This window comes from Streptomyces sp. GL_141 (assembly GCF_057834385.1).
Genome location: NZ_CM174402.1, coordinates 509,019 through 534,383, shown reverse-complemented (window position 1 = coordinate 534,383; position 25,365 = coordinate 509,019). Strand labels below are relative to the sequence as shown.

The window sequence follows — 25,365 nt, the reverse complement described above, 5'->3', positions numbered from 1 at the left end:
CTTCACGGGGTGGCGGCGGACTGCGGGACGAGCCGGTACCCGATCCCGCGGGCGGTGTACAGCAGCGGCTGCGCGGTGTCCCCGAAGGGGCTTTGGAGCTTGCGGCGCAACGCGCTCACGTGTACCTCCACCACGTTCGGATCGCTGTCGGCGGGCAGGTCCCAGACCTCCTCCAGCAGCGCGCCCTTGGAGACCGCGACCCCCGGCCGCCGCGCGAGCACCGCGAGGAGGTCGAACTCCTTGGCGGTGAGCGGGATCTCGGCCCCGGCCCGGGTGCACCTCTTGGTCCCGGGCTCCAGTACGAGGTCGCCCGCCTCGACCACGGCCGGCCGGGCGGCGCCCCCGCGGCGCAGCAGGGCGCGCAGGCGGGCCTGGAGCACCAGGTAGGAGAAGGGCTTCGTGAGGTAGTCGTCGGCGCCGGTGTCGAGGCCCTCCGCCTCGTCGTACTCGCTGTCCCTGGCGGTCAGCATCAGGATCGGGGTCCAGAGACCGGCGGCCCGTACGGTCCGGCACACGCGGTGTCCGTCGAGGCCCGGCAGCATCACGTCGAGGACGATCGCGTCGTAGGCGTCGGTGAGCGCGAGCCGCAGGCCCTCGTGCCCGTCGTGGGCCACGTCGACCAGCAGTCCCTCGGCCTCGAATCCGCGGCGCAGGACGGAGGTCAGGGAGACCTCGTCCTCGACGATCAATATGCTGCTCCTTGTCCGGATCCTACCCATTGGTGGTGGATGACCTCAGTGGCGGGCGTGCTGCGACCAGTCGTAGTGGTCCCGGCCGAGGTCGCCGGAGCGCTCCCGGATCTCCTGCCCGGAGGGGCGGCCGGAGGCCTTCTCGTCAGGGCTGCCGCTGCCGCTGCCGTCGCGGTCGCGGTCCTCTTCCTTCCGGTGGCGGACCACCTCGCCGGTCTTCGCGTCGACGTCGACCTCGTGGCGGGCCGGGCCGTCGCTGACCCGGATCTGCCACAGGGGCCCGGTCTCGGTGCCCTGGATGGACAGTTCGGAGGCGAAGCCCGCCCCCGCCTTCGCCACCGCCGTGCGGACGGCGTCCTCGCGGTCCACCCGCGCGGCGGCCAGTTTGGCGAGCGGGATCTCCAGGTACTGGCGGGCGCGCTCCGGCATCCGGTCGGCCCGGTTGCCTAGCAGCGCGCCGGTGGCCGCGTCCACCGCGAGGTGGTGCACGCGCGGCTCGGCGGTCACGACGTCGATCTCCCAGACCTGCGTGCCGTCCTCGGTCTCCAGCTCCACGTCCGTGATCCTGCCGCCGGGCACCGACTTCTCGGCGGTCGCCATGGCCTGGGCGCGGGAGGTCTTGGGGCCGCCCCGTTCGGCCGGGGCCCGCTCCGGAGCCGCCGCGGGGGACTCGGGGGCGGTGGAGGAGCCGGCCGCCGCGGCCGGGGCGGCGCTCCCGGCGGCGCGGGCCTTGTCCACGCCGGGGTCGGAGCCCGCGCCGCCGCAGGCGGTGAGCGAGAGGACCAGGGCTCCGGCCGCGAGGGCGGCGGCCGGCAGGCGGCGCCGGCGGGCGGTGGCCGGGGCCTTCGCGGTGGCGGTCGTACGGACGTGCATGGGCCCTCCCGAGCGGCTGTCCCACCGGCTGGCGAGGACTCCACTCTCGGTGGCCCTCCTGAGCCCTCCCTGAAGCATCCTGAAGGCGACTTAAGGATGATCTGTCCAGGTTCATCCCGATATAGTCCCGCTATGGCTCTCCATGAGACGAAGGACCTGCGTGCCCGCGACGCCGAGACGGACGTGTTCGCGTCCGCCCTCAGCGGCGAGATCCTCCCCAAGTACCGGATGCCCGAAGACCACTCGCCCTCCGAGGTGGTCTACCAGCTCCTCCACAACGAGCTGCTCCTCGACGGCAACGCCGCCCAGAACCTGGCCACCTTCTGCACCACCTGGTCGGACGACGGGGTCCACCGGCTGATGAACGAGTGCCTCGACAAGAACATGATCGACAAGGACGAGTACCCGCAGACGGCCGAGATCGAGGCCCGCTGCGTGAACATCCTGGCCGACCTGTGGAACGCCCCCGCCGGCACCACGGGCACCGGCTGCTCCACCACCGGCTCCAGCGAGGCCGCCATGCTCGGCGGCCTCGCCCTCAAGTGGCGCTGGCGCGAACGCCGCCGCGCCGCCGGACTGCCCGCCGACCGGCCGAACCTGGTGTGCGGGCCGGTCCAGGTCTGCTGGGAGAAGTTCGCCCGGTACTTCGACGTCGAGCTCCGCCAGCTCCCGCTGTTGCCCGGAGCCACCGGCCTGAGCCCCGAGCAGCTCGCCGCCAACGTGGACGAGAACACCATCGGCGTCGTCGCCATCCTCGGCGTCACCTACACCTGCGTCTACGAGCCCGTCGCCGAGATCGCCGCCGAACTCGACCGGATCCAGGCCGAGCACGGCTGGGACGTACCGATCCACGTGGACGCCGCCAGCGGCGGCTTCGTGGCCCCCTTCCTCCACCCCGACGTGGTCTGGGACTTCCGGCTGCCCCGCGTGGCCTCCGTCAACACCTCCGGGCACAAGTACGGTCTGGCCCCGCTGGGTGTCGGCTGGATCGTCTGGCGCACCGCCGACCTGCTCCCCGCCGACCTCGTCTTCTCCGTGGACTACCTCGGCGGGGACATGCCCACCTTCGCCCTGAACTTCTCCCGGCCGGGCGGCGAGATCATCGCCCAGTACTACCTGTTCCTGCGGCTGGGCCGGGGCGGCTACCGCCGGGTCCAGCAGGCCTGCGCCGACACCGCCCAGTACCTGGCCCGCGAGATCGAGACCATCGGCCCCTTCACCCTCCTCTACGACGGCCAGGGCGCGCTGCCCGCCGTCTCCTACCGGCTCACCGATCCGCAGGGCGCGGGCTTCACCCTCTACGACCTCTCCGACCGGCTCAGGATGCGCGGCTGGCAGGTGCCCTCGTACCCGCTGCCGGCCGAGCGCGACGACACGGTCATCCAGCGGGTCCTGATCCGGCACGGGGTGACCCGGGACCAGATCGCCCTGCTCGTCTCCGACCTGCGCCTCGCCGTGGAACACCTGATCGCGCACCCGCAGCCCGTGCCTGCGGCCCCGCCCCGGTCCGGCTTCCACCACTGACCGGGGGTCAGGGCCCGGCGGCCCGGCGCTCAGGACGCCGACCAGCGCATCCCCAGCTCCGTCAGCGCGGCCGTCCGCTCCGGGGTGAGGGACGCGGCGCGGGAGCGCTGGTTGGCGATCCAGGAGCCGAGGCGCACGTCCCGGTCGCCGACCCGCTCCACGTGCGCACGGGGCACCCGCAGGTGCCGCTCGCGGTCGTGGAACAGCCGGGCCGCCTCCAGGTGCGCCGCCCACGCGTCCGCGTGGGCGACCCGCGCCCTCGGCCGGTCCGCGCCCTCGGCCGGAGCCACCCCGAGGGTGTGCTCCAGCAGCCAGCGCTGGGCCCAGGCGAGACGCTCCCAGGACGCGCGCTGGCCGCGCAGCCACACGCCGAGGTCCTCGCCCTGGACCACGGCTTCCCCGGGGCGCGCCGGGAGCGGGCCACCCGCGTCCAGATGGACCCGGGTCAGGTGGAAGGCCCGCTGCCAGGAGATCTCCCAGGACGGACACCAGGAGGCGTCGATGGCCTCCAGGGCCTCCCGGCGCTCCTCGGACAGGGCTCCGGGGCCCTCCCGGCGGGCCGCCGCCCGCTGGTTCTTGACCCAGACCCCGACCGGGGCGCCGCGCCAGGTGGCGTCCACGGGAGGCAGCAGATGACCGTGCTCGGCGGCCCAGCCGCTCGCCGCCGCGAGCCCCTCCTCGAACGCCACGTCGAAGTGGCTCCACACCATGCCCAGTTCGTCGAGCTGCGCCACCCGACGGTGGCCGAGCGCCCCGCGGCGGTACGTGCGCCGGGCATCGGCGATCCACTGGCCGAGCGGGAACCGGGCCAGCCCCGGCGGCCACGCGGCCCCGGCGCCGAGGGCATCGCCGGCCGCCGCCCCGGCTTCGCCGCTGTCGGGCACCTTGAACGCGAACGGCACCTTGAGGTCACCGGCGCGCCCCGCGTAGATCCGGGCGGCCTCCACCCCGCGCCGCCAGTGCTCGTGCTCCGGGTGCAGGACCCGCAGCCGGATGAAGGCGGCCAGCAGCGCCGGGTCGCGCGGGGTGGAGAAGCTCAGCAGGGACTCCGCGCCGCCGCGCAGCCCGGAGCCGCTCACGGACTCCGCGCCGCCCGTGCCCGGTGCCGTGCGCCGGCTCGGTGCCTGGGGCTGCGCCAGGGACTCGACGAGCCGCGTGTCGTGGGCCCGTAGCGCCTCCAGCAGCCGCGCGAGGTCCCCGTACGCCCGTGAGGTCAGCATCGTCTCGGGGGACTCGCCGGGCCCCAGCAGCACCGGCACGACGAGGGAGGCGACCTTGCCCTCCCCGGGCCGGATGCGCAGCGCCCGGCCGACGGCCTGGACCAGGTCGGGCATGGAACCCCGTACGTCGGCCCAGAAGACCGAGTCGCACTCCTTGGTGTCCACGCCCTCGCCCAGCACCCGGACACTGCCCAGGAAGGCCTTGTCCGCGACCCGGTCGTCCGCGAACGCGCCCAGCACCCGGCGCCGGTGCGCCGCCGTGTGCTGCCCGCACAGCCAGTCCGCCCAGACGCTACGGGGGTACACCGGCCGCGGGGCCCAGCTCGTGGCGCGCAGGCGTGCGGCGACCGCCGGCAGGCCGGCCGCGAAGGCCTCGGCCTCCTTGGTCAGGTGGTGGAAGACGAGCGTGCGCCGGAACCCCTGCTTCACGGCCGCCGTCACCAGCGCCGTCTGGAGCGCCGCGAGCCGCACCCCGCGCACGGAGTCGGAGCGCCCGTCCGGCCCGAGCAGGACGGCCGCCTGGAACTCCGGATCGCTGACGTCCACGCAGACCACCCGGTAGGGCGCGCAGATGCCCCGGTCGACGGCCTCGGAGAGGGTGAGGGTGTAGCAGCGCGCGCCGAACGGCCCGTCGGGATCGTCCTCCATGGAGGCCACGAGGTCGCCCCGGCCGCGCACCGCCTCCGGCCGGGCGGAGCCCTCGGCGGTCTCGTCGCCCTCCGCCTCGGCGGACGCGGAATCCTCGCCGTCCTGCCAGACCCGGGGCGTGGCCGTCATGTACAGCCGGCGGACCGAGGGGATCCGGACGTTGTCGTGCACCACCGCCCAGGGCTTGCCGATGCGCCCCGAGGTACGGTGCGCCTCGTCGACCACGATCAGGTCCCAGCCGGGCAGCCCCTCGCGGTGCGCGCGCTCGATGGTGCCCAGGCCGAGCGAGGCGTACGTGGCGTACACCGTGACCCGGTCGACGGGCGGGCCCGCCCAGCCGGCCAGTTCGGCCGGATCGGTGGTGGTGGGCACCCCCGCGTCCTCGCCGCGCAGCGAACACACGGCGAAGGCACGGCCCGTCCGGCCGCCCTCGCGCCAGGCCGCCGCGGTCTGCACGAGGAGGTCCAGGGAGGGCACCAGCACCAGGACCCGGCCGGCCCGCAGTTCCTCGGCCGTGTGCACGGCGACCAGCGACTTGCCGGAACCCGTTGCCATGATCACCTGCGTACGCAGCCCGGTCCGTGGGACCCTGCGCCCGGCGGGCAGTTCCAGCGCCCGCACGGCGGCGTCGACGGCCTCGCGCTGGTGCGGACGGAGCTTCTGCCTGCTGATGCGCCCCACCTCCACCGTGATCTGCCGCTTTGCTTCCAGCTTCTATCTTGCCCCCATTTTGAATCATTGCGGGGAGATCGTGGAGACGGGGGTGCGGCGCAGCGTGGCGAGGCGGGGGCGGAGCGTGGCGGGGGCCGGGCCGGACGGAGCGCCTCCCGGGCCGGGGCGGTGCGGGGAGCCGCGGCCGCGCCGGCAAGCCACTACATCCGGGCGCCGAAGTTCTGCGTCCACCAGGGGCCGCCCGCGCCCGTGTGGATGCCGACGCCGATGTCCTTGAAGGAACAGTTGAGGATGTTCTCGCGGTGGCCCTGGCTCTTCATCCAGGAATCCATGACCTGGGCCGCGGTCCGCTGCCCCTTCGCGATGTTCTCCCCGTAGGTGGACCAGCGGTACCCGGCGGCGGTGGTCCGCTTGCCCGGGTCCGCGCCGTCCGGGTTGGTGTGCGAGAAGAAGTCCCGCCGCGCCATGTCGTCGGAGTGCCCCTGGGCGGCCGTACGCAGCTGCGCGTCCTCTTTCAGCGGCCCGCAGCCGGCCTTCGCGCGCTCGGAGTTGACCAGGGAGATCACCTGGGCGGCGGTGCTGCCGCCCGGCGGGGCGGGAGCCGGGCTCTTCGGCGGGGTGGACTTCGGGCTCGGCTTCGGGGTGGGCGTGGGGGTCGGGCTCGGGGTGGGGCTGGGGCTGGGGCTGGGGCTGGGGCTGGGGTTCGGCGAGGCACTCGGAGAGGCGGACACCGAGGGGCTGGGTGTCGGGGAGGCCGTCTCCGGGGGCAGGGCCGTACCCGAATCCGGCGCCACGAGCGCGGCCGGAGGCACCTCGGGGGAGGCGGTGCCGGGGCGGGTGGCGAGGTAGGTCAGCCCGCCTCCCACGACACAGGCGGCGAGCACCGCGCCACCGATCACCCGGCGCCGGCCGCGGGTGCGCCGCTGTCTGCGCAGCGAGGCGCGCCCGTCTCCGGGGCCGCCCGCCGCGGCGAACTGCGCTTCGAGGCCACCGTCACCGGCACCGCTGCCGCTGCCACCGCCGACGGGGCCGGCGTCCGGGGCGGGGGAGCCGTCAGGGCCGTACGACGCGGCGGCGGTGGCCAGGCCCGCGGAGGTGTAGCCGGAGTCCAGGGCCGCCCGTACGCCCGCGAGCAGCACCGCGGAGACCGGCAGCAGCGCCAGCCCGGCCAGCAGTCCTTCGGCCGGGACCAGGCCGTTCCACAGCCCCGCGCACCGCAGGCACGCGCGGGCGTGCCGGGCTATTCGCTTGCGCCACAGCGCCGAGGGCAGCCCGTCCCAGCTCGCCGCCATCGCCCGCAGGTCCTCGCAGGGCGGCTGGGCACCCAGCGCCCGCTCCACCACCCGGGCCGCCTCCAGCTGCGCCTTCATCCGCTGCACCCGTACCGCGGTGTGCTGCGGGGACAGTTCCAGCGCGTCGGCCATCTCCGCGCGCGTCAGCTCCCCGGCGCACTCCAGCCACCACAGGGACAGCAGCGCCCGGTCGTCGGGCTCGAGCCAGCGCGTGGCACGGGCCGTCTCGCGCCGCTGGCCCTCCAGCTGGAGCCGTACGACGGTCAGGTCCACGAAGTCGGCGCCCGGATCGGCGAGCTCCCAGGCGGCTTCCAGGCCGCTTTCGCCGGGGGCGCTCCGGCGGGCCTGCCAGTGGGCGCGTACCCGGTTCATGGCGATCGCGACCAGCCAGGACCGGAAGCTGTGGTCGTCGCGCAGGCCGTCCAGCCCGTCGAGTGCCCGCAGCATCGTGTCCTGGACCACGTCGTCCACGTCGACGGACCCGTTCAGGGCCCGCCCGACGATGTTGTAGACCAGCGGCAGATAGGCGCTGACCAGGTCGTCCTGGGCGCGCGGATCTCCCGCGCGGGCCGCGGCCACCAGTGCTGCCGTGTGCTGAGTGTTCATGGAAAGTCCCTGTCCGTACCGGCGCTCGATGATGCCCAATACCTGGGAGACCGTCGAGGGGGACTCCGATAACGCTTATCCGCCGAACGATTCCGCGGATGCGGAATCCGGAGCGCCCTGCCCCGTTCTTCAGGCCGGGGCGAGCCGGGAGGCCAGGGCGTCGAGATCGGGCAGGAACCAGATGTGGCGGCCCTCGTTCGATTCCCGTACGAGATCGCGCAGGGCCGGACTCGCCTCCAGGTGGTGCGAGAGGTCGCCCACGACCACCAGGCGGACCCGGTAGTTCACGAACTTCTGCATGATCGCCCCGGCGAGCCCGCTGCGCAGGTCGAAGAAGCCGGCGTCCAGGCGTTCCACCGGGACGGCGACGATGTCGGTCCGGTAGAAGGCGCCGCCGATCAGCTGGTCGAGCGCGTCCTGTTCGGTGGCGACCGGCGGTCCGTCGGCAGCGCAGACCAGGACCGGTACGCCGTGGTGTTCCACGAGGAGGTCAGCCACGGTGCGCCGCCCCCGCGTCGTGGCCGGTGCCGCGGTCCACTTCGTTCCCCATGCCGTTGCCCGGCCCGAGCACCCCGTCGACCAGGTGCAGCAGATCGGCGGTGGTGGCGGCGTCGCCGAGGATCACGATCTTCATGCGGGCCAGCTCCTTGTCGTAGACCGTCTGGACGCGCAGCGTGGCCGGGGTGGCCCTCGGGGACTGCGCGCTCGCCGTGACGAGGTTCGCGAGCCGGTTCGCCGCGTCGGGGCCGATCGCGTCGATCTGCACGATGCTCGACACCTCCAGATGCCGCCGCGGCGTCTCCCGGGCGGTGGAAGGGCCCTCGGCGGCCGGGGCGGGGAGGCTGGTGAGGGCCTCGAAGTCCGCCCGGCTGATCCGGTACTGCTTGCCGATCCGGACGGCTTTGAGCCGGCCGTCGCGCACGTAGTTCCGGACGGTGCGCACGTGCAGCCCGAGCAGCTCGGCCACCTCGCCGACCGAGTACAGCTCGCGTCCTTCGTCACTCATCATGCCGAATCCTACCTCAAGAAGTGAAGATGAGGACTGATAGGGAAGGTTGCGGAGGATTGAAGAAGGTGAGGCCCGAAAATCGCTTCGGTGGCGGTCGGGCCCGCTCCTAAGATCACCGGATGACGGATCCCCGCTACCCCGCCAAGCCCCGCCCCGGAGACCGCGTCGCGGTGCTCTCTCCTTCGGCCGGTCTGCCCGAGCTCTTCCCACAGCCCTACGAGCTGGGGCTGCGCCGGCTCCGGGAGGAGTTCGCGCTGGAGCCGGTGGAGTACCCGACCACCCGGAAGATGGGTGCGACGCCGCGGGAGCGGGCCGCCGACCTCCACGCCGCCTTCGCCGACCCCGAGATCAAGGCGGTGATCGCCACCATCGGCGGCGACGACCAGATCACGCTGCTCCCGCACCTCGACGCCGAGCTCCTGCGCGCCAACCCCAAGCCGTTCTTCGGCTACAGCGACAACACCAACCTGCTCCTGCACCTGAGCGACCTCGGGCTGGTCGCCTACCACGGGGGCTCCGTGATGGTGGAGCTCGGACGGCCCGGCGCCTTGAACCCGCTCACGGCCGGGTCCCTGCGGGCGGCGCTGTTCACCTCGGGCGAGTACGAGCTGACCGCCGCCGGCGCCAGCGGGGACGTCAACGGCCCCTGGGACGACCCGCGCACCTTCGACGCCGAACCGGAACTGGAGCCGGCCGGAGGCTGGACCTGGCGCAACGCCGACCGGGTGGTCGAGGGCGACGGCTGGGGCGGGAACCTGGAGATCCTCTCCTGGCTGCTGATGGCCGACCGCGCGCTGCGGCCCGTCGAGGAGTACGCCGGCGGGGTGCTCTTCCTGGAGACCTCGGAGGACATGCCGAGCGCCCGGGACGTCTACTGGATCCTGCGCAGCATGGGGGAGCGCGGACTGCTGCGCCAGTTCCCCGCCCTCCTGATGGGCCGGGCGAAGAGCTGGTCCTTCGAGAAGCCCTTCGACGCCGAGGAGCGGGAGCGCTACCGCCGCGAGCAGCGCGAGGCGGTCCTGCGCGCCCTCGACGAGTACGCCCCCGGCACCATGGCCGTCTTCGACGTGGACCTCGGGCACACCGACCCGCAGATCGTGATCCCCGTCGGTGGCCGGATCCGGGTGGACGGCCCGGCCCGCCGCATCTTCGTCACTTACTGAAGTAACCGGGCCGACTGACGAACATCCCTCCGCAGTAGCTCCGTTGGGGTTCCCCCGCCCGGGTCCGGGGTGACAATGGGTCTCCCACGGGACGTGTTGGGGGCGGCATGTCGGCGTTGCTCTTGAGGGGATCCGGCCGGGCGCGGGGCTGGGCCGGATACCTCGGTTCGGTAGGGCTCGGAGCGGGTGCGGTGGCGCTGGCGGCGGTGTGGACCTCGGGGCCCTGGGCCGCCGGGATCGGCGCGGCCGTCACCACGCTGTCCGGACTCGCCGCCGAGCGGATGCGGCCCCCCGGGGAGGGTGCCGATCCCCGGGCCGCCGGGGAGGTGCTCCGTACGGCGGCGGGCCGGATCCCGCTGCTGCGCCACGTGGACCGCCCCGAACTGGCCGGAGCCCACCCGGCCGAGGCCCCCGCGGCCCCGCCCGCGTACATCCGGCGCGACGCCGAACCGGGACTGCGCGCCGCCCTGGAGCGCAGCCGCTTCGTCCTCGTGGTGGGAGAGTCCACGGCGGGCAAGACCCGGCTCGCCTACGAGGTGGCCCGCAGCCGCTACCCGCGGCACGCCTTCGTCCGCCCGCTCTCCCGCGCCGCGCTGCCCGAAGCGGTACGGATCGCCGGGCGGCGGCGGCGCGCGGTGCTGTGGCTCGACGACCTGGAGGACTACCTCGGCGCGGGCGGCCTCAGCACAGCCCAACTGGCCTCCCTGCGCAAGGCGGTGGTCATCGCGACGATGCGGGTCCAGGAGCACCGGCGCTACGACGCCCGCGAGGAGAGCCGGCTCACCGGCTCCGACCGGGACGCCTGGCGGGCCCAGCGCGACCTGCTCCACCAGGCGGTGGTCGTCAGGCTGCCCCGGCACTGGTCCAGGGCGGAGCGCGGCCGGGCCGCCGCCCACCAGGGGGATCCGCGCATCGGGGCCGCGCTGCGCGCGGGCGAGCGGTTCGGGGTCGCCGAGGTGCTGGCGGCCGGTCCGGAACTCCTGGCGGCCTGGGAGAACGCCTGGTCCCCGGGGGCCAATCCGCGCGGCGCCGCCGTGGTCGCGGCGGCGGTCGACTGCCGCCGGGCCGGACTGCGCCGCCCCGTCAGCCGCGCCTGGCTGCGCGAGCTGCACGCCCCCTACCTGGCGGCCCGGGGCGGCGGGGACCTCCAGCCCGAGCCGTTCGCGGAGGCGATGGACTGGGCCTGCGCCGCCGCCTACGCCACGAGCGGGCTGCTCATCGGCAACTTCGGGGCCGGATTCACCGCGTTCGACTACCTGTTGAACGCGCCGGGCAACGGTCCCGTGCCCGACCACCTGTGGCGCGGGCTGCTGCCGCTGGTGGAGCCGGCCGACGCCTACGACATGGGGCTCGTCGCCCATCAGGAGGGCCGCCTCGCGCGCGCCGTCGAGGCCCTCTCCATCGCCTCGCGCGGCGGGGTCCCCGGCGCCGAACTGCCGCTGGCCATCGCCATCGGTGACTCCGGGAAGCCCCACAGGGCCGCCGCCGATCTGGCCGGGATCGCCCACAGGCGGGCCGGCCGGCTCGGGCCCAGGCACCCCGACACCCTGGCCGCACGGCATCAACTGGCCTTCTTCGTAGGGGAGTCCGGGAACAACCTGGCCGCCGCGGCGCAGTTCGCGGCGCTGCTCGTGGACGCCCGGGAGGTGCTGGGGCCCGATCACCCGGACACCCTGGCGGCCCGTCACCAGCTGGCCTACTCCACTGGAGAGGGCGGCGATCCCCGCGCGGCCGCGGGCCAGTTGGAAGAGCTGCTGGCCGACCGCTTACGGGTCCACGGCGCGGCTCATCCGCAGGTCCTGGCGACGCGGCGCAGCCTGATCTGGTTCCGGCCGGGTGAACCGGCCGAGGCGGAAGCCGAGTTGAGGCAGCTGCTGGCCGAGGCCGAAGCCGCCGAGGGGATCGGCCCCGACGATCCGCACACCCTGGCCGTCCGGGGAAGCCTGGCCGCGCTCGCGGCCCGCGCCGGGCGCACGGCCGAGGCGGCCGAGGCCTGGGCCCAGCTCACCGCGGACCGGACCCGGGTGCTCGGCGAGGACCACCCGCACGCCTTCTACTCCCGGCTGGAATGGGCCCGCGTCCTGCTCGCCCGGGACCGGGCTCCCGAGGCCGCCGAGGTGCTGACCGGCGCCCTGGCGCGGGCCGAGTCCGTCCTGGAGCCGGGCCACCGGCACCTGCGGACGGCCCGGGAACTGCTCGCCCGGACCACGGGCCGGGCCCCGACCACCGCCCGGGCGCCGACCGCCGACTAGGCCCCGAGCATCGACCGGGCCCCGAGCACCGACCGGGCCCCGAGCACCGACCGGGCCCGGACCGGCGTTCGCGGGCGGCTACAGGAGCGGGGCCAGTGCCCGGGTGGCCGCGAGCAGGGCGGGCGCGTAGGCCTCGATCTCCGTGCGGGAGACCAGGAACGTGACGGTGGTGATGCTGACACCGCCGATCGGGCGGCCCCGGGTGTCGAGGATCGCGGCGCCGATGCAGCGGATGGTCGCCTCGTTCTCCTCGTCGTCCAGGGCGAACCCCCGCTCCCGTACGGCCTCCAGCTCCGCCTCCAGGGCCCGCGGCGTCGTGAGCGTGTTCGGCGTGCGGCGAGCCAGCCCGGCCGAGGCGACCAGCTCGCGGGCCTCGTTCCCGGGCAGCTGGGCCAGGATGCTCTTGCCGATCGCGGTCGTGTGCAGCGGCATCCGCATGCCGATCCGCGAGGCGGTCTGGAAGGGCTGCGTGCTCTCCAGCTTCCGGATGTAGGTGATGGTCTCCCCGCTGTGCAGGGCGAGATGGACCGCCTGCCCGGTGGCCTCCTGAAGGTCCCGCAGGATCCGCTCGATGCTGGCCGGTTCCCCGCCGGCGACCAGGGCGGACAGTCCGCGCAGCCGGGGGCCGACGCCGTAGCGGCTCTCGCCCTCGGAGCGTACGAAGCCCTGCTCGATCAGCGAGGCCAGGATGCGGAAGGTGCTCGACTTCGGCACGGCCGCCGCCGCCATGACGTCGGTGAGCCGGTGCGGGCCGCCGGGCGCGGCCACGGCCTCCAGGATCCGCATCGACTTCTCCAGCGCCGTACCCGCGGCGGAGGTCCGGCCGCCGCGGGAAGTGCTTTCGGCCTCTGCGTTCTCGGGCCTTTCGTCCGTGGACAAGGGATCTCCAGAGATGGGTATGGTCTGCATCAGAAGTTCCGCTACACGATACCAAGTTCCAGTACGTGGAACAAATGGAGGGTCCTTTGTCCTGTCACCCGTATGCGGCCATCACCGCGCAGCGCCTGCTGCCGGTCCTGCGCAACGCCGACGCGGACGAGTCCGTCCGCCACACCACCGCCCTGCTCGCCGCCGGCTGCCGCGCCGTCGAACTCACCACCTCCACCCCCGGCTGGGCCGAGGCCGTGGCCCGCACCGTGCCGCTCAGCGACGCGCAGGGGCGGCCCGCCCTCATCGGGGTCGGCACCGTCACCACCGCCGCGGCCGCGCACACCGCACTCGACGCGGGCGCCGCCTTCCTCATCTCGCCCTACCCGGCCCCCGAGGTCCGCGAGGTCGCCGAGGAGCGCGGCGCCGTCTTCATCGAGGGCGGCTTCACCCCGGGGGAGATCGCCTCGGCCGTCCGGTCCGCCGGCGCGGCGAAGGTGTTCCCGGCCCACGTGGGCGGCCCGCAGTTCATCCGCTCCCTCAAGGCCGTGCTCCCCGACGCCCTGATCATCCCGACCGGCGGGATCGCGCCGGGCGAGGTCCGCGACTGGCTCGCCGCCGGGGCCGCCGCCGTCGGGATAGGCAGCGGTCTGCCCGCCGACCCGGGCGAACTGGCCGCCGTCTTCGCCGACCTCGCCCGGCCCTGCTGCGGCGACTGCGCGGGCAGGGAGCGCCGGTCGTGAGCGGGTCCGGGAGCGCGGCCGGGACACAGGGATACGACGTCCTCGTCCTCGGCGAGGTCCTCGTCGAGATCCACGCCGAGACGGCCCTGCGGGACGCCGCCGACGGCACCGCCGCCCGCGTCTCCTTCTCCGGAGACGCCCTCAACGCCGCGGCCGCCGCCGTCGCCGCCGGAGCCCGCACCGCCCTGCTCGCCGTCGTCGGCGAGGACGAACTGAGCGTCCCGCTGCTGGCCCGCGCCGCCGGACTCGGCGTGGACGTCTCCCACGTACGCCGCTCCCCGCGCCCGAACGGCGCCTACCTGCTCTGCGCCGACACCGAGGGCGATCGTGAGTTCGTGTACTGGCGCACCGGCAGCGCCGGCTCCACCCTCTCCGTGGAACACATCGAGTCCTGGCGGGAGTTGCTGACCGGCTCCAAGGCCCTGATCACCAGTGGTATCGCCGGCGCCCTGTCGCCGAGCAGCCGCGAAGCCGTCCTGCTCGCCGCCCGGACCGTGCACGGAGCCGGCGGGCACCTCTCCTATGATCCCAACTTCCGCTCCCGGCTCACCAGCCGGGGCGAGGCGCGCAGTCTTCTGGCCCGTATCGCCCCGCTGACCGGGCTGCTGAAGACCTCCTGCCCGGCCGACGCACTGGCCTTGGTCGACACCGACGACCCGGCCGAGGCCGCCGCACGCTACCGGGCCCTGGGCGCCCGTACCGTCGCGGTCACCGCGGGCGCCGGCCGGCTGCTGCTGGACGACGGCACGGAGGCGGCGTACCTCCCCGTCCCGGTCAACCCCGACCCGGTCGACGCGACCGGCGCCGGGGACTGCTTCACCGGCACCGCCACCGCCCGGCTCGCGCTCGGCGACAGCCTCGCGGACGCCGTCGCCCACGCCATGGCGGCGGCCTCCCTCTCCGTGTCCGGCCGCGGCGGCACCGGACGCATCCCGCACTTCACCGAGACGGCCGCCCTGGCGGCCGCCCACCGCGACCACCTCCTCGGCACAGGACAGGCGACGACATGAGCACTGTGGACAGCAAGGACGCTGCCACCCGGACGACCGCGCGGGCCGAAGGAGGGGGAGGGGCGGCGCCGGGCGCGCTGCCGCCCCGCCCCAAGGGCCGTAAGAACAACCTGCGCTGGTACATGACGGGCCTGTGCTCGCTCGCGTTCGTCTTCAACTACATGGACCGCACCACCCTCAGCGTGGCGCTCCCGTTCATGGGCGACGACCTGCACATCAGCGAGGCCACCCAGGGCCTGCTGCTCGGCGTGTTCTTCGCCGGGTACGCCTTCTGCCAGCTCCCGGCCGGAAAGCTGATCGACAAGTACGGCGTGAAGCCCGTCTTCGCGATCGGCGCCGTCATCTGGGGCTCGGTCACCGTGCTCACCGGCCTGGTCCGCGGCCCGGTCGAACTGGTCCTCGCCCGTCTCGGCCTCGGCGTCGGAGAGGCCAGCGCCTACCCGGCCTCGGCCAAGGTGGTCTCCCGCTGGTTCCCCAAGCACGAGCGCACGATGGGCAATGCGATCTGGGACTCCGGCTCCCGGATCGGCGCGGTCATCTCGCTCCCGATCATCACCGCGCTCATCGCCTGGGCGGGCTGGCGCACGGCCTTCTACGTGGCCGGCGCGCTCGCGATCGGGTGGGTCCTGCTCTGGTGGAAGGCCTACCACGACCCGCAGGACCACCCGAAGGCCACGGCGGCGGAACTCGACTACATCCGCAAGGGCGGAGCGCGCCTGGAGGACGTGAACGAGGACGGCAGCACCGCGGTCTCGAAGGTGAGGTGGAGTCAGCTGTTCCGGTACCGCACGGTCTGGGGCATGATGATCGGCTTCTTCTGCCTCAACTACAGCAACTTCTTCTTCATCACCTGGTTCCCCGCCTTCCTCGTCAAGGACCGCGGCTTCAACCTTGCCGAGCTCGGCATCTTCGGCATGATCCCCGGATTCGTCGCCATCGGCGGCAGCCTCGGCGGCGGAGCGGTCGCCGACTCCCTCCTCAAGCGCGGCTGGTCCGTCAACCGGGCGCGTAAGACCTGCCTGGTGGCGGGCATGACCGGGGCCTCCGCCATCGCCCCCGCCGTCTTCGTCGAGAACGCGGCCGGCATGATCGCGCTGCTCTCCGTCTGCTGCGCCTCGCTCGCCTTCGCCGGCGCCTCGGTGGCCTCGCTGCCGGCCGACGTCGCCCCCGAGCCCGGCCAGGTCTCCTCCCTCGCCGGCATCCAGAACTTCGCCTCCAACATCGCCGGCTTCCTCGGCCCGATCATCACCGGCGCGATCGTCGCGGCCACCGGCTCCTTCATGTTGGCGCTGGCCCTCTCCGGAGCCCTCGCCGTCGTCGGCGCCCTCTCCTACGGCCTGGTGATCAAGAAGGTCGAGCCGCTCCCCGGTCCCCACGTCCTGACCCGAATCCTCCTGACCCGAACCAGCCATCTCCTCCCCCCGTTCCCCCTCTCGAAGAAGCGAGGCAGCAGCCACCATGAGCACGATCGTCGCGGCGAAGGTCATCGTCAGCAGCCCCGGCCGCAACTACGTCACCCTCAAGATCACCACCTCCGACGGGGTCACCGGCATCGGCGACGCCACCCTCAACGGGCGTGAACTGTCCGTCGCCTCCTACCTGGAGGACCACGTCTGCCCGCTGCTCATCGGCAAGGACCCGGCGGCGATCGAGCGGATCTGGCAGTACCTCTACAAGGGCGCCTACTGGCGGCGCGGTCCGGTCACCATGACCGCCATCGCCGCGGTCGACGTGGCCCTGTGGGACATCAAGGGCAAGGTCGCCGGGCTCCCCGTCTACCAGCTCCTCGGCGGCGCCGCCCGCGACGGCGTCACCGTCTACGGGCACGCCAGCGGCAACGACATCCCCCAACTCCTCGACGACGTCGCCAAGTTCCGCGACCGCGGCTTCCGTGCCGTCCGGGCCCAGGCCGCCGTGCCCGGCGTCGCCAAGGTCTACGGCATGCGCAAGGGCGACGGGAACACCTACGAGCCGGCCGACGGCGAACTGCCCTCCGAGGAGTGCTGGGACACCGGCAAGTACCTGGACTGGGTGCCCCAGTACATGGCCGCCGTACGGGAGGAGTTCGGCTACGACTTCCACCTCCTGCACGACGTGCACCACCGGCTGACCCCCATCGAGGCCGCGCACCTGGGCAAGTCCCTGGAACCCTTCCGGATGTTCTGGATCGAGGACCCCACCCCGGCCGAGGACCAGGAGGCCTTCCGCCTCATCCGGCAGCACACCACCACCCCGCTGGCCGTCGGCGAGATCTTCAACTCCATCTGGGACTGCCAGCACCTGATCACCGAGCGGCTGATCGACTACATCCGCACCTCGGTCTCCCACGCGGGCGGGATCAGCCACCTCCGCAGGATCTTCTCGCTCGCCGAGCTCTACGGGATCCGCTCCGGCTCGCACGGCGCAGGCGACCTCTCACCGGTCTCCTTCGCCGCCGCGCTGCACGTGGACCTCTCCGTCCAGAACTTCGGGATGCAGGAGTACATGGAGCACCTGCCGCCCTACCGGGAGGTGTTCACCACCTCCTGGACCTTCGAGGACGGCCTCATGCACCCCGGCGATGCCCCCGGCATCGGCGTCGAGTTCGACGAGGAGGCCGCGGCCCGCTTCCCGTACGAGCGCAAGTACCTGCCGGTCAACACCCTCGCCGACGGCTCGGTCCACGACTGGTAGCCGGCACCGGGGCACCCGGGCTACCCGGCTGAGAGCAGGGCCGTCTCCCCGGCCGGCAGCCGCAGCGCGCCGGCGGCGACGTTCTCGTCCAGGTGCTCCGGGTTCCCGGTGCCCGGGATGGCGAGGACGTGCGCGCCCCGGCTCAGGGTCCACGCCAGGCGGAGCTGGGCCGGGGACACGCCGTGGGCCCGCGCGAGATCGCGTACCGCCGGGCCCTCCTCGGTGACCCCTCCCGACTCCTTGCCCGCGCCCGCGATCGCGAAGAAGGGGACGAAGGCGATGCCCTGCTCCCCGCACGCGTCGAGGAAGGCGTGCTCCTCGGCGGGCGAACCGATCCCGTACGCGTTCTGCACGCAGACCACGGGAGCGATGGCCTGCGCCTCGGCGAGGTGGTCCGGCCGCGCGTTGGACACGCCCAGGTGCCGGATCAGCCCGGCCGTGCGCAGCTCGGCGAGCGCCCCGAAGTGGTCGGCGATCGAACCGGTCGTCGCCTGGCGCGGCACGCGCAGGTTGACCACGTCCAGGTGGTCGCGGCCGAGCTGGCGCAGGTTCTCCTCGACCTGTCCGCGCAGCTGCTCGGGCGTGGCCCACCACCACTCGCCGGCGGCATCACGGCCCGGCCCGACCTTGGTGGTGATGACCAGCTCGTCGGCGTACGGGGCGAGGGCCCGGTTGATGAGCTCGTTGGCGGAGCGGGTCGCGGAGAAGTAGAAGGCGGCCGTGTCGATGTGGTTCACGCCCAGCTCGACGGCCCGCCTCAGCACCCCGGTCACCCGGTCGCGGTCGCTGGGGGAGCCGTCGGCGAGGTGCGTGAGGCGCATCGCGCCGAACCCGATGCGGCGGACCGGGAGGTCGCCGAGGAGCCAGGTGCCGGAGTCGGCCGCGGTGATCTTGTCGGAAGTCATCGGGTGAGGGTATCCGGGTCGGTGACCCAGCCCGCGAACAGGACCAGACCGGACTCCCGGTCGACGGCGAGGAAACCGAAGGGCCGGTCCACCTCGAACGCTGCCTGCCGGACCCGGTACGTCCGGGTCCTCGCGGCCCCGCGGAACATCCCGACGGCGGTGACGGCCGCGGCCTCGAACCCCTCCGCGTGGAAGCGGGCCACGGCCGACTGGCGGGCGGAGCGGACCGCCAGCGGGACGGCGGAAATGCCGGGGAAGTGGCCGGGGACGGCGGCCGCGGACGTCAGCCCGAACAGCTCGGCGTGCTCCAGCAGATCGTGCTCGGCGCGGATGCCGAAGGCCACCGTGCCGATCCGGACCACCGGTGCGGAGCTCGTCGAGTCCACCGTGCGCAGCGACAGCCCGGGACCCGCTTCGCCGTCGGGCAGCTCCCTCGCGGTCGCGGAGGCGAGCGCGCCGGTGACCTCGGCGATCCCGGTCGTCAGCACGTCCCCGGGCGCGGACCCGGGTTCGCCGAGCAGCAGGTGCACGTCCACACCGCGGGCGCCGGGCGCACCCGGTACGCGGAGCAGGGTCACCGGACCGGCGGGCCCCCGGGCCACCCGGATCCGCTCGGGGAAGGCGTGGGTGACGGCCAGCCCGCGCAGCGAGCGCCCGCCCCACGGGCCGTGCGCCGGCCGCACCGGCCGCTCGGAGAAGGGCTGCTCCCAGGTCAGGTGCAGCGCGAGCGCGGAGGCGAGGACCAGCTCGACGTGCGGACCGACCTCGACCGGCATCCGCTCGACGAGCCCGCCGGTGCGCTCGGCGGCCCAGGCGTCCAGGGCCTTGCGGTCGGTGTCCTCGTCGCCGGTCAGGGCGGCCCGGGTCCCGGCGGGAAGCCGGGCCGACCAGGCCGCCTCCAGCGGGAGGTCCCGCCGTGCCCACAGGCCCGTCGCGGCCCGCAGGCCCCGTACGCCGTCCAGGGCGGTCAGTAGCTCCCGGGCGGCTTCGGCCGCCGCGTCGGCGGGTATGCCGAGGGCCTGCTCCAGTTCGGTGCGGGCCGGCCCGTCGGCGCCGTCCGCGAGCAGGGCCAGCAGCGGCCAGAGCCCGGCCGCCGTGAACACCGTGCCCTCGGCCGCGTCCGCGGACCGCGCCGACCGTCGTGCCGCCCACCGTGCCGTCAGGCGGTTGACCGCCTCCACCGTCGAGTTGTCCATGGAGCGGAGCGTACGGGCACGGGCCGGGCGGAGCGGGACCGGCTCAATCCCATTCCTCGGCATCCAGCTTCGCCCAGGCCTCCGCTTCCTCCGCCGCGTGGTCCTTCTCCTCGTACATGAGGGGCTCCGCCACCCAGCCCGCGGCGAGCACCAGGCGGGAGGTCCGGTGGACGGCGAGGAAGCCGAAGGGGCAGTGGAAGGCGACTTGGGCCCGGCGGACGCGGTACCGGAAGCGGGGTACCCCGGCGCCGACCGCGCCGATCGCGGTGACGGCCGCGGCCTCGAAGCCCTCCGCGTGGAAGCGTGCCACGGCCGACTGCCGCGCCGAACCGACCGCCAGGGGCTCGCTGCTGATGCCGGGGAAGTGTCCGGTCCGCGAGTCCGAGGCGCTCGCCAGCCCGAACAGCTGTGCGGAGGCGAGGAGATCGTGTTCGGCCGGCACCTCGAAGGCCACCGTCTGGATGCTCAGCCAGGGGTGGCGGTCCACGGAGGGAAACAGGTCGATGTGCAGGCCGGGCCCCGGGTTCCCCTCGGGGAGCCGGCTCGCGCCCGTGGTCGCGATCGCCCGGGTGACCGCCGCGATACCGGCCTGGAGGGTCTGGCCCGGCGGGGCCTGCGGCTCGCCCAGGACGAGGTGGACGTCCACGCCGCCGTCGCCCACCACCTCCAGCAGAGTCACCGGACCCGTCGGCGCATGCGCCACGCCGACCCGGTCCAGCAGGGCCGTACGGCGGCTCAGCCCCTGCACGGTTCCTACGGGCAATTCGGCCCAGGGCCCTTCGTCGATCCAGGTCGGCCCGGGCGCGAAGGGCTGGATCCACCGCAGGCGCAGCGCCAGCGCCGAGGCGAGCACGAAGCGCGTCTCCTCGTCGACGGGGACCGGCATCCGCTCGACGAGTCCGTCGGTGCGCTCGGCCGCCCAGGCGTCCAGGGCCTCGCGGTCGGTGTCCTCGTCGCCGGTGAGGATGCCCCGGGTCCCGGCGGGGAGCCGGGCCGACCAGGTTGCCTCCAGGGGGAGGTCCCGGGCCGTCCACAGTCCGGTGGCGGCGCGCAGGCCCCGTACGCCGTCCAGGGCGGTGAGGAACTCCCGGGCGGCTTCGGCCTCGGTGCCGGCGGGTATGCCGAGGGCTTCTTCCAGTTCGCCGCGCGCGGGTCCCGCGGCCCCGTCGGCGAGCAGGGCCAGCAGCGGCCAGACCCCGGCGGCGGTGAGGACCGTGCCCTCGCCGCCCGTCACGGCCCGGCCGGCCCAGCGCGAGGTGAGTGCGTTGACCGCTCGTACCGTGTGCGTCTTCATGCGGGGAGCGTAAGGGTTGGGGCGCCGCCGGGACGGGTTGATTTCCACGGCCCGGCGGCGCTGTTCAGGGTGGGGCCGTCAGCGGCCGCGCAGGCCCTCGTCGACCGCGGTCATCAGCTCACCGTCGGCGGTGTCCGCGTCGAGCGACCAGAACATCGCGCCGCCGAGGCCCTCTTCACGGATGTACCGGGTCTTGGTGCGCAGCACCTGCGGGTCGTCGTACGTCCACAGGGTGGTGCCGTCGAAGAGCCAGGCACTGCCGTTGCGGCGGTCCCGGTGGAGCTTGTAAGTACCGGACGCGGCAAGCTGCTTGAGCTCCTTGTAGTCCGCGTACCCGTTGGCCCAGGCGGCCGGCGCCGGACCCGTCGCGGGCTGCCCCATGCCGTCCCCGCCGCCGCTGACGCCGGTCCAGCCCTGCCCGTAGAACGGCATGCCCATCACGAGCTTGTGCGCGGGTGCGCCGCGCCGCTCCCAGGCGTCCACGGTGCCGTCGACGCTGAAGTCGTTCCTCGCGTACAGCGCGGACTGCTGGGCGGTGGTGGCCTCGCCGGAGACGTGGAAGTCGTAGCCCTGGAGGGTCACGAAGTCCAGGTCGCGCATGATCCGGCGGACGTCGAAGCCCGCGTCGATCTTGGCGGGGGCGGTCGGGACGAAGGCGGACAGCTCGTACTTCGCCTTCCGCTTCTGGCTGCGGGCGTAGTCGTCGAGCTGCGTGCGGAACTCGCCCACCAGGGCGGTGAAGTTCTTCTTGTCCTCGGGGCGGTAGGTGGTGTCGGTGTCGCCCGAGGAGCCGGGCCACTCCCAGTCGAGGTCGATCCCGTCGAAGAGCCCCGCGGCCGAACCCGCGCCGCCGCGGCTGCCGTCCTGCGGGAGGTTGCCCTTGATGTACAGGTCGATGCAGGAGGACACGAGGGCCTTGCGCGAGGCAGGGGTGAGCGCGGCGTCCGAGAAGTGCGTGGACCAGCTCCAACCACCCAGGGAGATAAGGACCTTGAGGCCCGGGTGCTTGGCCTTGAGCTCGCGGAGCTGGTTGAAGTTGCCGGCGAGCGGCTGGACCCAGTCGTCGGCGACGCCGTCCACCGAGTTCTCGGCGTCCAGCGGGCGGACGTAGTCGGCCCAGGCGTCGGCCTCACCGGGGATGTTGCCGGTGAAGCACTTGCCGTCCGCGCTGATGTTGCCGAAGGCGTAGTTGATGTGCGTGAGCTTGCTCGCGCTGCCGTTCTTCTCGAGGTCCTGGACCTGGAAGTCCCGTCCGTAGACGCCCCATTGGGTGAAGTAGCCGACCTTCTTGTACGAGCGGCCGTGCCCGGAGCCGTCGTGGCCGGAGCCGTCGTGGGCGGGGGCGAAGGCGGTCAGCAGGGAGAGGGAGCAGGCGGCGACTGCCAGCCTGCCGAGCATGCTGCGGCGCATGGGCTTCCTTTGCGGATGCGGTGAGTGGTGCCGGGGCGCGTGCGCTGTGCATGCGGAAACTATTGGTCTGGACCACAGCGGGTCAAGGGGGCGGGGCAAGTCGGTGCGGACGGGAGGGCGCGTCGGGAGCGTCCCGGGGGTGTCGGGGTCGGCGTCGGGATCGATGCCCGGGCCGATGTCCGGGCCGATGTCCGGGTCAGGGCAGGCTCCACTGGGCGACCTCGTTGGCGAGGCCGCCGTCGAGGGCGAACTGGACCGCGGCGAGGCCCGCGTCCTGCGGCAGCCGGAAGACGATGCAGCCGGTCGCGGTGGACCCGGGGTCGAGGACGACGAGGCCGGGGAAGACGGCACCGGCCTCACCGGCCCTACCGGCCCTACCGGCCTCACCGGCTTCCTCCGCCGACGCGTCCAGGCCGGTGAACCGGTGCCCCTCGGAGTCCAGCAGATGAGTCGCGGCGGCCGGGGAATCCTCATACACGGCCGTCCCGGTGTTCTCCAGACGCAGCTGTACGGAGACCAGCCGGTCCGCGTCGCCCGGCGCGGGGCCCGCCGGGTCGGCCACCCGCGTGAGGGTCACGTCGAGCCGCTCACCGGGGTCGGTTCCGCTGAGGGAGACGGTCTCGCCGGAGGTGTCCGGCCCCGGACCGGCACCGGAACCCAGAGGGGCGGGGCCGAGGAGCAGAGCGGCCGTGAGCGCCGCGAGGACGGCGACCCTGCGCGGGCCCCGCCGCGCGGCGGGGCCCGGCCGGACCAGCCCTGCCGGCCCTGCCGGTCCAGACGGCTCTGCCGGCCCGGCCGGCCTGGCCCGGGCGGAACCTGGCATCGCCGCACCACCCTTCACCCGGTCCACGATCCTCCGCGGCGGCGGGGCCCGCTACCTGCGGCGGGGCCCGCGACCCGCGGCGCGGCCGCGCCGGGCGGAGGCTCCGGGCTCGGGGGCTCGTAGGGTGGGCCACATGCTCTCCCTCGCATCGGACGACCCGCTCGCCGTAGCCGTCACGGCCGCGATCCGGGGCGGCGACCTGGACGGACTCCGCCGGCTGCTGGCCGCGCACCCCGGGCTGGCGGGGGGCCGGATCGTGAAGCGGGGCGAGGCGGCGGGCGAGCGGAGCCTGCTGCACCTCGCCGTGGACTGGCCCGGCCACTACCCGAGGACCGCCGAGGTGATCCGTACCCTGGTCGCCGCCGGAGCCGACCCGGGGGCCCGCTTCGTGGGCTCGCACCGGGAAACCCCGCTGCACTGGGCCGCGAGCAACGACGACGTCGCCGCGATCGACGCCCTGGTTGAAGCGGGGGCCGACATCGAGGCCCCGGGTTCGGTCCTGGGAGGCGGCGCCCCCCTGTCCGACGCGAGCGGCTTCGGACAGTGGAAGGCGGCGTGCAGACTCCTCGAACTCGGAGCCCGCCCCACCCTCCAGGACGCGGCCACCCTCGGACTGCTCGCGGCGGTCGAGGAATCCGTCGCGGCGGACGCGGACCCCGAGGAGATCACCAGCGCCTTCTGGGGGGCGTGCCACGGGGGCCAACTGTCCACGGCGCAATACCTGTTGTCTCAAGGGGCGGACGCCAACTGGATCGGCTACGGCGGCCAAACCCCCCTCGACATCGCCCTGACCAGCGAAGACGGCCCGCTCATCGACTGGCTCGGATCCGTCGGAGGGCGGACCCGGGACGAAATTCCTCGCGGTTGACCACCGAATTCAGTGGATCTTCGGCGTGCACCATGACATGGTTGGTCTCACCGAAGGGGTGTAGCTCAGTTGGTAGAGCACCGGTCTCCAAAACCGGTTGTCGTAGGTTCGAGCCCTGCCACCCCTGCAAGATGAAGCAACAGGTGAAAGCCTGTTTTTTAGCCCCCCGGCCGATCGCGGCCGGGGGGCTTCTCCGTACCACTCCGGCCAAGGTCGTGGAACAGGATGACGGCATGACGACCTGGCTCCGCACCCTGACCACCTGAGCGGACCCGCCCTGCCCTGTCGGCTCAGCTCTTGGGCGAATCCGACCTCGGGGAGGGGCTGATGTGCGCACCCGGACCTCCGACCTCTCCCTTGACCGCTGCTGGCTCCAACGGTGTGACCTGGGCGGGGACCAGTCCAGAGCGCCGCGGGTGCCGAGTTCGTCCGGGACCAGGGTGTGGTGACCTTTAGGAGAGCACCCATCGGGGCGGGTGTTCGGAAAGCCGCCCACCCGCCAGCCGGGCGGGATCGAAAGGTCGAACTGGTAGCTGGGGGCGTCAGGACCGTGCTCGGACGCCTGGGCGTCGTCCCATGCGTCGATGCGTGCGATGAGCGGGGCGGGCAGTGTGTCGTCCTCCGCCCAGGGATAGGTGTCCACCTCTTCGGGGTGCAGGACACACGGCTCGGGGAGTTCGTGCTCCCATGGCAGCAAGGGCACTTCGGGCGGAGTCGCGCGATGGGGTGTCGCGCGTTCGGTCTCCTCGGCCCGTCGCCACCGCAGGCGGTAGCGGCGTTCCAGGTGGGAACCGTGGGTGAACGGGCAGCGGAACAGCTGCACCAGGTCCGAGCCGTCGGGCCCCGCAGCCAGGCCCGGGACATGCCGGCGGAAGAACTGGGCGAGCCCCACGAGCGGCACCGGTCCGGACTGCCCGGGCGTTCCGATGCCGGGCCACGGCCGGCTCCGCGGCCACGCGCCCGCGGCTCGAGCGCTGCGGATCTCGTCCGGCCCCGGTGGGTGGCCAGCTCCGGGAAGACGGCCTCCACGGACACCGGTCTGGCCGGTGTGGTTCTGGTCATGTGCGGACCGTAGGAGGCCGGGAGGACGCCGCGCGAACGGTTTGCCGCGAGGCGACACTCAACGCGCGGCAACACTCAACGCGCGGCGGCGTCAGCGAGGATCGCCCGAAGTCGTGCCCGGCACTCGGCGACGAAGGCGGGAAAGCCGACCGAGAGTCCTCCGAAGTCGATGACCGCGTGGAGCTTGCCTTCCCGGACCAAGAGGTGGGTCGGCTTGAGGTCGCCGTGGAGCCAGATGTGAGGTCCGGAGGGCTCGGGCAGTGCGCGCGCGGCTCGCCACAACCGTTCCAGGGAGTCGACGTCGAGCTCGGAGCCCACGATGGTGCGGCAATCGTCGAGACATCTGGTGATCCACTGGTCGCATGGCCCCAAGCCGCCTCCGCGGTACCAGCTGAGGCCGCCTGCGCGAGTGGCTCCCAGTTCGTGGAAGTCGCACGAGCAGGTCATCGCCCAGCCGGTACATGGTGTTGTCCGTGCCCGCGCCTGCGGGCGACAACGGTAGGTCGGCCCACTCCGGGCGCTGGGCCTTCAGCAGGGACCGGACCAGCGTCTCGTGGACCGGGATC

General features: G+C 73.6%; 21 protein-coding genes and 1 tRNA gene. 9 read left to right on the top strand and 13 right to left on the bottom strand.

Annotation, left to right across the window (positions count from 1 at the left end; all coding sequences use genetic code 11):
* Positions 1-2: 2 nt before the first annotated feature.
* On the bottom strand, positions 3-719 hold the full coding sequence (locus AC3IX6_RS02285; RefSeq protein ID WP_489368483.1) for a response regulator transcription factor: 717 nt from the start codon (positions 717-719) through the stop codon (positions 3-5).
* A gap of 15 nt (positions 720-734) precedes the next feature.
* Positions 735-1,562, bottom strand: coding sequence for a PepSY domain-containing protein (locus AC3IX6_RS02280; protein WP_489368482.1), 828 nt, complete (start codon positions 1,560-1,562; stop codon positions 735-737).
* A 132-nt stretch (positions 1,563-1,694) separates the two neighbouring features.
* Here AC3IX6_RS02280 and gad point away from each other — a divergent pair, with 132 nt between their 5' ends.
* Positions 1,695-3,086 (top strand): glutamate decarboxylase, encoded by a 1,392-nt coding sequence (gene gad, locus AC3IX6_RS02275; protein ID WP_489368481.1) that lies wholly within the window; start codon positions 1,695-1,697, stop codon positions 3,084-3,086.
* A 29-nt stretch (positions 3,087-3,115) separates the two neighbouring features.
* Here the strand turns inward: gad and AC3IX6_RS02270 are convergent, their stop codons facing one another.
* The 4 genes from AC3IX6_RS02270 to AC3IX6_RS02255 all read right to left on the bottom strand — a co-directional run bounded on the left by AC3IX6_RS02270 (position 3,116) and on the right by AC3IX6_RS02255 (position 8,530).
* On the bottom strand, positions 3,116-5,635 hold the full coding sequence (locus AC3IX6_RS02270; protein WP_489368480.1) for a helicase associated domain-containing protein: 2,520 nt from the start codon (positions 5,633-5,635) through the stop codon (positions 3,116-3,118).
* Positions 5,636-5,826: 191 nt separating this feature from the next.
* Positions 5,827-7,524: a sigma-70 family RNA polymerase sigma factor gene (locus tag AC3IX6_RS02265; RefSeq protein WP_489368479.1), complete on the bottom strand. Its 1,698-nt coding sequence runs from the start codon at positions 7,522-7,524 to the stop codon at positions 5,827-5,829.
* Between the two features lie 129 nt (positions 7,525-7,653).
* Complete coding sequence (locus tag AC3IX6_RS02260) at positions 7,654-8,022, bottom strand: DUF4180 domain-containing protein (protein ID WP_489368478.1); 369 nt, start codon at positions 8,020-8,022, stop codon at positions 7,654-7,656.
* Positions 8,015-8,530, bottom strand: coding sequence for a helix-turn-helix domain-containing protein (locus AC3IX6_RS02255; RefSeq protein ID WP_489368477.1), 516 nt, complete (start codon positions 8,528-8,530; stop codon positions 8,015-8,017). Before AC3IX6_RS02255 ends, AC3IX6_RS02260 begins: the two co-directional genes overlap by 8 nt.
* A 122-nt stretch (positions 8,531-8,652) precedes the next feature.
* Between AC3IX6_RS02255 and AC3IX6_RS02250 the strand changes: the two genes are divergently transcribed.
* Positions 8,653-9,696: a S66 family peptidase gene (locus AC3IX6_RS02250; RefSeq protein WP_489368476.1), complete on the top strand. Its 1,044-nt coding sequence runs from the start codon at positions 8,653-8,655 to the stop codon at positions 9,694-9,696.
* Positions 9,697-9,803: 107 nt separating this feature from the next.
* Positions 9,804-11,948 carry a tetratricopeptide repeat protein gene (locus tag AC3IX6_RS02245; protein ID WP_489368475.1) on the top strand — a complete coding sequence of 715 codons (2,145 nt, stop codon included), beginning with the start codon at positions 9,804-9,806 and terminating at the stop codon, positions 11,946-11,948.
* 78 nt (positions 11,949-12,026) lie between these two features.
* Here the strand turns inward: AC3IX6_RS02245 and AC3IX6_RS02240 are convergent, their stop codons facing one another.
* Positions 12,027-12,827: an IclR family transcriptional regulator gene (locus AC3IX6_RS02240; protein WP_489368474.1), complete on the bottom strand. Its 801-nt coding sequence runs from the start codon at positions 12,825-12,827 to the stop codon at positions 12,027-12,029.
* A gap of 86 nt (positions 12,828-12,913) precedes the next feature.
* On the opposite strand from AC3IX6_RS02240, the gene AC3IX6_RS02235 reads away from it, so the two are divergent.
* From AC3IX6_RS02235 to manD, 4 genes are read left to right on the top strand one after another with little or no spacing between them, the layout of a single operon-like run.
* Positions 12,914-13,558 (top strand): bifunctional 4-hydroxy-2-oxoglutarate aldolase/2-dehydro-3-deoxy-phosphogluconate aldolase, encoded by a 645-nt coding sequence (locus tag AC3IX6_RS02235; RefSeq protein WP_489368473.1) that lies wholly within the window; start codon positions 12,914-12,916, stop codon positions 13,556-13,558.
* A complete protein-coding gene (locus tag AC3IX6_RS02230; protein ID WP_489368472.1) occupies positions 13,555-14,568 on the top strand; it encodes a PfkB family carbohydrate kinase in 1,014 nt (337 codons plus the stop codon). Before AC3IX6_RS02235 ends, AC3IX6_RS02230 begins: the two co-directional genes overlap by 4 nt.
* Entirely contained in the window at positions 14,565-16,148 is a 1,584-nt protein-coding gene (locus AC3IX6_RS02225; protein WP_489368471.1) for an MFS transporter, read from the top strand. Before AC3IX6_RS02230 ends, AC3IX6_RS02225 begins: the two co-directional genes overlap by 4 nt.
* Positions 16,036-17,241: a D-mannonate dehydratase ManD gene (gene manD, locus AC3IX6_RS02220; protein WP_489371712.1), complete on the top strand. Its 1,206-nt coding sequence runs from the start codon at positions 16,036-16,038 to the stop codon at positions 17,239-17,241. Before AC3IX6_RS02225 ends, manD begins: the two co-directional genes overlap by 113 nt.
* Before the next feature lie 20 nt (positions 17,242-17,261).
* Here manD and AC3IX6_RS02215 read toward each other — a convergent pair whose 3' ends face one another.
* The 5 genes from AC3IX6_RS02215 to AC3IX6_RS02195 all read right to left on the bottom strand — a co-directional run bounded on the left by AC3IX6_RS02215 (position 17,262) and on the right by AC3IX6_RS02195 (position 22,869).
* Positions 17,262-18,146, bottom strand: a complete 885-nt coding sequence (locus AC3IX6_RS02215; RefSeq protein ID WP_489368470.1) for an aldo/keto reductase — start codon at positions 18,144-18,146, stop codon at positions 17,262-17,264.
* On the bottom strand, positions 18,143-19,342 hold the full coding sequence (locus tag AC3IX6_RS02210) for a serpin family protein (protein ID WP_489368469.1): 1,200 nt from the start codon (positions 19,340-19,342) through the stop codon (positions 18,143-18,145). Before AC3IX6_RS02210 ends, AC3IX6_RS02215 begins: the two co-directional genes overlap by 4 nt.
* 43 nt (positions 19,343-19,385) lie before the next feature.
* A complete protein-coding gene (locus AC3IX6_RS02205) occupies positions 19,386-20,636 on the bottom strand; it encodes a serpin family protein (protein ID WP_489368468.1) in 1,251 nt (416 codons plus the stop codon).
* 78 nt (positions 20,637-20,714) lie between these two features.
* A complete protein-coding gene (locus AC3IX6_RS02200) occupies positions 20,715-22,046 on the bottom strand; it encodes a glycoside hydrolase family 18 protein (RefSeq protein WP_489368467.1) in 1,332 nt (443 codons plus the stop codon).
* 196 nt (positions 22,047-22,242) lie between these two features.
* On the bottom strand, positions 22,243-22,869 hold the full coding sequence (locus AC3IX6_RS02195) for a hypothetical protein (protein ID WP_489368466.1): 627 nt from the start codon (positions 22,867-22,869) through the stop codon (positions 22,243-22,245).
* 133 nt (positions 22,870-23,002) lie between these two features.
* Between AC3IX6_RS02195 and AC3IX6_RS02190 the strand changes: the two genes are divergently transcribed.
* Positions 23,003-23,737, top strand: coding sequence for an ankyrin repeat domain-containing protein (locus AC3IX6_RS02190; protein WP_489368465.1), 735 nt, complete (start codon positions 23,003-23,005; stop codon positions 23,735-23,737).
* Positions 23,738-23,791: 54 nt separating this feature from the next.
* Positions 23,792-23,864: transfer RNA gene (locus tag AC3IX6_RS02185), tRNA-Trp, on the top strand.
* Positions 23,865-24,874: 1,010 nt separating this feature from the next.
* Here AC3IX6_RS02185 and AC3IX6_RS02180 read toward each other — a convergent pair.
* Entirely contained in the window at positions 24,875-25,171 is a 297-nt protein-coding gene (locus AC3IX6_RS02180; RefSeq protein ID WP_489368464.1) for a phosphotransferase, read from the bottom strand.
* Between the last annotated feature and the right edge of the window lie 194 nt (positions 25,172-25,365).